Origin of the sequence: Microcystis sp. M49636_WE2 (assembly GCF_030065375.1) — a bacterium.
Taxonomy (GTDB): Bacteria; Cyanobacteriota; Cyanobacteriia; order Cyanobacteriales; family Microcystaceae; genus Microcystis; species Microcystis aeruginosa_C.
This window is the reverse complement of sequence record NZ_JASJFG010000049.1, coordinates 1-6,380: the sequence shown is the minus strand read 5'-3', so window position 1 is coordinate 6,380 and position 6,380 is coordinate 1. Positions and strand designations below refer to the sequence as shown.

Sequence of the window (6,380 nt, the reverse complement as noted above, 5' to 3'; positions counted from 1 at the left end):
CATCGGTTCTGGAAGTGTAGAGTCAAAGATTAAGCAAATAGGTGCAAGAATGAAAATTGTGGGAGCACAATGGAAAGCAGAGAATGTTCCTCAGTATTTGAAGCTACGTTGTGCTTATCTCAACGGCGATATTACCTGAGTATTTTTACTCATTGCAAAACTGGGATGCTCCCGATGAGCCTTTCTTTGTCAACTCTTGAGGTTGATGCGTTTCATTTTTGAATTGGCGTTGTCCTTGAGTAAAAAATGCAAGTTGCAGCCGTGCAAAGTATATCAATCTCTCCACTGGTGGGGCTTCTGTTTTTGGTCCGTTTCCTACCATAAATCGGACTTTTCTCAATTTCGATGATGTCATCGGGACTAGCGGCAATGATACGATTATTGGCGATTTTCAAGCCAACATTCTCAACGGTAGTAGCGGTAATGATCTGATCAGAGCTGGTGGCGGTAACGATACTCTTGTGGGTGGTGCTGGGAACGATACTCTCACTGGAGAAACAGGGGCTACTAACACTTTCATCTACAATTCTCGTTTTGAAGGAGTAGATTTGATTACTGATTTCATCTCTGTTGATCGAATTCACTTAAAATCTTCTGGTTTTGCGGGATTATCTCGCGGTAGCCTCTCCGCTAGTCGCTACGGTGAAGGTAACTCCCTGGTTGCTGCCGCCAGTGCCGCGTTTTCTGCTGGGACCGCCTCTAATGCAGCAATTTTGAGTGTTGGCACGGCTGCAGGGGTGGACGTATGGTACACCAGTAATGCTCTTAATACCGCCCTATTCGGTACAGGTGCTAACCTTCTGGCCACCTTAAGTTCTACCTCTACCAATCTGGCTACAGTCAACCAAAGCAACTTCAGTGTAATTGCCTAATATCTAAATTTTTCAATCTAAGGTAAGAGCTTGTACTGTTTCAGTACAAGCCTTTTTATTGGAATCCCATAGAGCTTTAGCCAACTTCTGATAGGATCAACCGTGACAATGTAAAGAAATTTTTGTCACTAACCCCGCCCTAAAAGCGACGGGGCTTGCCTAGACCAATTTAGGCGACGCAAGTAGAGACTACCGCATCGAGACACAATCTGGCACAGACTTCCGAATACTTCCCTAGTTCGGATTCTCTCTAAGCTTTATTGGTAAAGCGTTGTTAGACAAGACATCTTGATTGTGCTGCGGTAAGGGACATTAACTTCACTCTTAAGGATTATCTCCATGGCAAGAGTTCCTGTTATCTCAAAAGACGGAAAACCGTTGATGCCCACCAAACCCAGTCGGGCTAGACGGTGGATTAAGGAAGGAAAAGCTATCGGTAAATTCAACGACTTAGATATTTTTTATGTCCAGCTAACCGATGAACCTTCCGATAACAAAAACCAACCGATTGCCATTGGTATTAACCCGGGTAAATTATTCTCTGGAATTGGCGTTCAATCCTCCCTTTTTACTCTTTGGAAGGCTCACTTAGAACTTCCTTTTAAGCGAGTAAGAGAGTGCCTAGACAATCGCTGCTTAATGCGAAGAGGACGTAGAGGAAGACGGATTAACCGCCAACTTCCTTTTAATCTAAGAGCGCATCGACAAAAACGATTTTCAAATAGAAGAACAGGAAAATTAGCTCCCTCAATCAGAGCTAATCGTCAACTTGAACTTCGAGTCGTTTCTGAACTAACCAAAATCTATCCAATTACTGACATTTACTTTGAGTATGTCAAAACCGATATTGATCTAACTTCCAGTAGAAAAGGAGCTAAGTCTGGAAAAGGTTTCTCGCCAGTTATGGTCAGACAGAAATGGGCGATTGAGCAACTATCTCAATTGGCAAAAGTCCATACTCGCTTTGGTTGGCAAACCTCTAATCTCAGAAAATATTTGCGACTAGAAAAATCCAAAAATAAAGCAAAACAATCACCAGAAAGTCATGCTAACGATGGCATTGCTAAGAGGGAGGGAGCATCTCACCTTTGTAACCCCTAAATCAGGTTTTATGTCAAGCTATTTTGAAAGCCTTGCTAGAAACCAGTTTTATGGACAAGTATAATTAGGGCTTGCTGAATAATGGTAAAACCCTTGTTGGTTAAGACTTTTAGAGTTTTTGTAAATCAAAAAGTACCAGATATGGGAGTGATCGGGGGGAAAATTCAGGGACTTTTTCCCTGCCTTCAAAATCGGTAAAACCCCACACCCCACACCCCACACCCCACACCCTGCCCCCAAGAAAAACTTTTTGCCGCAAACCCTAATTACTCACTTGCATAAATGAGATACTCCCAAAGAGGGATATTTATGAAGTGGAATCTGATCTGCGGAATGTTAGATATAATCTAATTATGTACTAAAAACAGGAAATTCATGACAAATATTCACTCGATCATCGGTATATTCCCCTCCAATGAAGAAGCAGACATAGTTGTAAGGTGGTAAACGACGTAAATGTGGCTCTACCACAAGACATGGGTTCCGTAAAGGAGATTTAATTTCTTCTCCCAAAGGAATTGATTATGTTAGTGGAGATACCGAAAAACAGCTATCTGTAAGCGATGCCAATGGTCAACGATTGGGACAGATAACTGTTAGTAAGATTCAGTTAATTCGTCGTTCTAACGGTTTAATTGTTTCTCACTAACTTATGTAAAGCCGCCCTCCGCTATCGCTAAAGGGCGGGGTTTCAGACCCAGTTTTTCGATGAAAGCCCTGTTACTCTACCCTGAGTTTCCCCAGTCTTTCTGGTCTTACGATCGCTTTATGGAAATCGCGGGACTGAAAGCCACCATTCCACCCCTCGGCATCATTACTGTCGCCGCCCTCCTCCCCCAAAACTGGGAGATTCGATTTTATGATCGCAACGTCAATCCTGAAACAGAAGCCGATTGGGAGTGGTGTGAGTTGGTTATCCTCTCTGCCATGTTGGTCCAGAAGCCAGATTTTCAAGCTCTGATTCAAAAAGCCGTGCAGTTAGGCAAAAAAGTCGCCGTTGGCGGTCCCTACCCCACCTCTGTCCCCCAGGATGCCCTGGATTCTGGAGCGAACTATCTCATTTTGGATGAGGGAGAGTTAACCGTTCCCCTGTTTTTGGAGGCGATCGCTCAAGGTCAAAGCCAGGGAATTTTCCGCTCTGGGGACAAGCCAGACGTGACCCTCAGCCCCATCCCCCGCTTCGACCTGCTTCAGCGAGACGATTACTTAATGATGGCAGTGCAATTCTCTCGCGGCTGTCCTTTTAACTGCGAATTTTGCGACATTATTTCCCTCTACGGGCGCAAACCTCGTACTAAAGAGCCGAGTCAGATTTTAGCAGAGTTGCAGACTCTCTACGACCTAGGCTGGCGCGGTTCGTTGTTCATCGTCGATGACAACTTTATTGGCAATCAGCGCAACGTCAAACGCTTTCTCAGAGACTTGATTCCCTGGATGAAGCAGCACGACTATCCCTTCACCTTTATTACTGAAGCCTCGGTCAATTTGGCAGAGGATGATGAATTGTTAAGCCTGATGGCTGAGGCGGGGTTTTATTCTGTCTTTCTGGGGATTGAAACTCCTGACCAAGATAGTCTGCAAGTGACGCGCAAACTGCAAAATACTCGCAATCCACTGGTGGAAGCCTGTCGTAAGATTAATGCAGCCGGTTTGCTAATCTATGCTGGATTTATCTTGGGGTTTGATGGAGAGCGCTCTGGTGCGGGGGAAAGGATTCAAGCCTTTGTGGAAGAAACCAGTATTCCTCAACCCATGTTAGGAATTCTCCAATCTTTGCCGAATACGGCTCTTTGGCATCGTCTCAAACGGGAACAGCGTTTAGTTGAGGGTGACAGCATCCATCCGACGGGAGATCAGAATAGCTTGATGAATTTTATCCCCACCCGCCCGATTGCCGAAATTGCCAGAGAGTATGTCGAAGGCTTCTGGACGCTGTACGAACCCAGCCACTATCTCCGACGCTGTTTCCAACAATGTCTTGGTCTGGGTTTGCAGTCAAAACACAAGCAAACCATGCAATTTCCCGTGGGTAAGGGGTTACGGCTAATTACCCAGTTAATCTGGCATCAGGGTATCCGCCGAGGGAACATTCGGGGACAGTTTTGGCGGCAATTATGGACGATTTGGCAAAAAAAGCCCCAAGTTCTCAATCTCTATTTAGGTCTGTGCGCGGCGGGAGAACATTTTTGGGAGTACCGGGCCTTAGCCAGAGAACGGATTACTCAACAACTAGGCTACGATCCCTTAGAAGTTTCTGGTCGTCCCAACCAGAACTGATTCTGACTCGATAGGGAGGATTGGATTGTATGGTCAAGAGATCGCTCCAGGCCTCCCCTTCGGGAATTAAACAGGCTAAACGAGCCTTTGATCTCAAGGGGTGGACTCAGGAAAATCTAGCAGGGGAAGTGAACTTAAAGACCCGCCAGCCGATTTGGCGGTTTTTCACAGGAAAACCCGTTGATCGCCAGGTTTTCCTGGAAATTTGTTCGATTCTGGATTTGGATTGGCGGGAGATTGCCCTCGCTCCGCCCGCAGAATTTCCTGAACCAGGAGAACTGGCGAAAACTAATATTGATGCTCTGGTGCAAGAGGTGCGAGCGCGACGCCTGGACACCATCCAAAACCAGTGCGGCATCTTGCAGTTACTAGACATCAGCCATCCAGTCAACATTGATGACATCTATGTGGATGTCAATATTTTGGCGGAAATTGCCAGTCAACAGTGGGTGGAGATTGCCGATTTGCAAAACTTGGGTCCCGCTGAATTCGATCGCGTCGGCTTGGGAGAGGTTGAGCAGAAGCAAATACCCGGAATGCAGGCTGTTGAAACTTACTCAAAGCTTAGAGTTTTGGGCAGGCCGGGGGTTGGCAAAACGACCTTTTTGCAACATCTGGCGATTCAGTGCAACCAAGGCGAGTTTGCGGCGAATCAAGTGCCGATTTTTATCTTATTGAGAGAATTTGCCGAGGAGTCCAGTCCCAGTGGTGAATTTAGCCTGTTCAACTACATCCGTCAGGCATTGCTCACCTCGGGAATTTCCAACCCGTCTGTGCTGGAAACCTTACTGCAAGCGGGCAGAGTCCTGCTGTTGCTCGATGGCATGGATGAAGTTCCCAACCAGGACATTACAGCAGTTCTGAGAGAAATTCGCCAATTCTCAGAAAAGTATCATCGCAATCGATTTGTAGTAACCTGTCGCACCGCTGCCCAAAAACTCCAGATTCGAGGTTTCACTGATGTAGAAATTGCCCCCTTTACCCAGGCACAAATCAGCACCTTCGCGCAAAAGTGGTTTGTGGCACTGAGCAAAACGACTGCTCAAGCGGGGCAGGAGCAGTCGGCTCAGTTTATGGAGAAGTTGGACTTGCCGGAAAACTGGCAATTTCGGCAACTGGTGGTGACACCTCTGTTTCTGCATCTCGCCTGCTGGGTGTTTCAGGGTCAAGGGAAATTTCCGAGCAAGCGGGCTGAGTTTTATAAACAAGGGCTGGATTTGCTGCTGGGTAAATGGGATGAAGCTAGAGGAGTCGAACGCGATCAGGTTTACCGGGGGTTTTTATTGCCCCAAAAATTGAGGCTGTTGAGCCAGCTTGCAGCAGTGACTTTTGAACAGGGGCAGTATTTTTTTGAGCAACGCACGATTGAGCAATACATTGGCGACTATTTGCGGAATTTGCCAGGTGCAACCCTGGAAGCAGAGGAACTCCAACTCGAAAGCGAAGCCATGCTGAAAGCGATCGAGGCACAGCATGGAATCCTCACAGAAAGGGCGCGAGGCATTTTTTCATTTTCTTATCTGGCATTTCAAGAATACTTCACGGCTCGAAAAATAGTTGCCAGCCATAATTTGCAGGCATTAGAACAAGCACTGGGAGGGTTGGTGAGTCACATCACCGATTCCCACTGGCGCGAAGTCTTCTTGTTAACGGCTGCCATGTTGCGAAGTGCAGATGCGCTGGTGCAGTTGATGAAGCAACAAATTGATGCCTTAGTCGCGCAAGACTCCTATCTGCAAGAGTTTTTGAGTTGGGCCAGCCAAAAATCCCAGCAGCTCCCAGACGAACCCAAAGTGGCGACCGCACGCGCATTTTACCTTGCCCTTGCCCAAAGCCCGCATACGGCCGATCGCTTTGCCTTAGCCAGCACGCTCGATCAGGGGATGTTTTTAGATGCGGCGTTGGAGAACTTGCTGGTAGAGTTTGCCATCGACCACAGTCAGGATTTTGCATACGTCAATGCTTGTAGCGAGGCACTCAACAACATTCTGGTGATGGTTCTGGATGCTGGATTTTATAAGTCTTTGCAACAATTGAGAGACCAACTGCCACCTCCGAGTCAAAACCTGGAACGGCTTCAGCACTGGTGGCAGAAAAACTATTCTGCCTGGGTGGAACAGTTGCGGGGTG

3 protein-coding genes and 4 pseudogenes are annotated in these 6,380 nt (G+C 46.8%); all 7 read left to right on the top strand.

Annotated features, from left to right (window positions below; all coding sequences use genetic code 11):
• Nucleotides 1-139 (top strand): annotated as a pseudogene (locus tag PX484_RS00950) (ISKra4-like element ISMae18 family transposase); the annotation flags it as partial.
• A 133-nt stretch (nt 140-272) separates the two neighbouring features.
• Nucleotides 273-461 (top strand): annotated as a pseudogene (locus tag PX484_RS25590) (calcium-binding protein); the annotation flags it as partial.
• Nucleotides 462-872, top strand: a complete 411-nt coding sequence (locus tag PX484_RS00945; protein ID WP_002753270.1) for a hypothetical protein — start codon at nt 462-464, stop codon at nt 870-872.
• Nucleotides 873-1,211: 339 nt separating this feature from the next.
• Nucleotides 1,212-1,937 (top strand): annotated as a pseudogene (locus tag PX484_RS00940) (RRXRR domain-containing protein); the annotation flags it as partial.
• A 475-nt stretch (nt 1,938-2,412) separates the two neighbouring features.
• Nucleotides 2,413-2,622 (top strand): annotated as a pseudogene (locus PX484_RS25585) (hypothetical protein); the annotation flags it as partial.
• 59 nt (nt 2,623-2,681) lie between these two features.
• Nucleotides 2,682-4,250: a B12-binding domain-containing radical SAM protein gene (locus tag PX484_RS00935; RefSeq protein WP_287664650.1), complete on the top strand. Its 1,569-nt coding sequence runs from the start codon at nt 2,682-2,684 to the stop codon at nt 4,248-4,250.
• A gap of 29 nt (nt 4,251-4,279) precedes the next feature.
• On the top strand, nt 4,280-6,380 hold a 2,101-nt coding region (locus PX484_RS00930; protein WP_288102673.1), incomplete at its 3' end, for an NACHT domain-containing protein.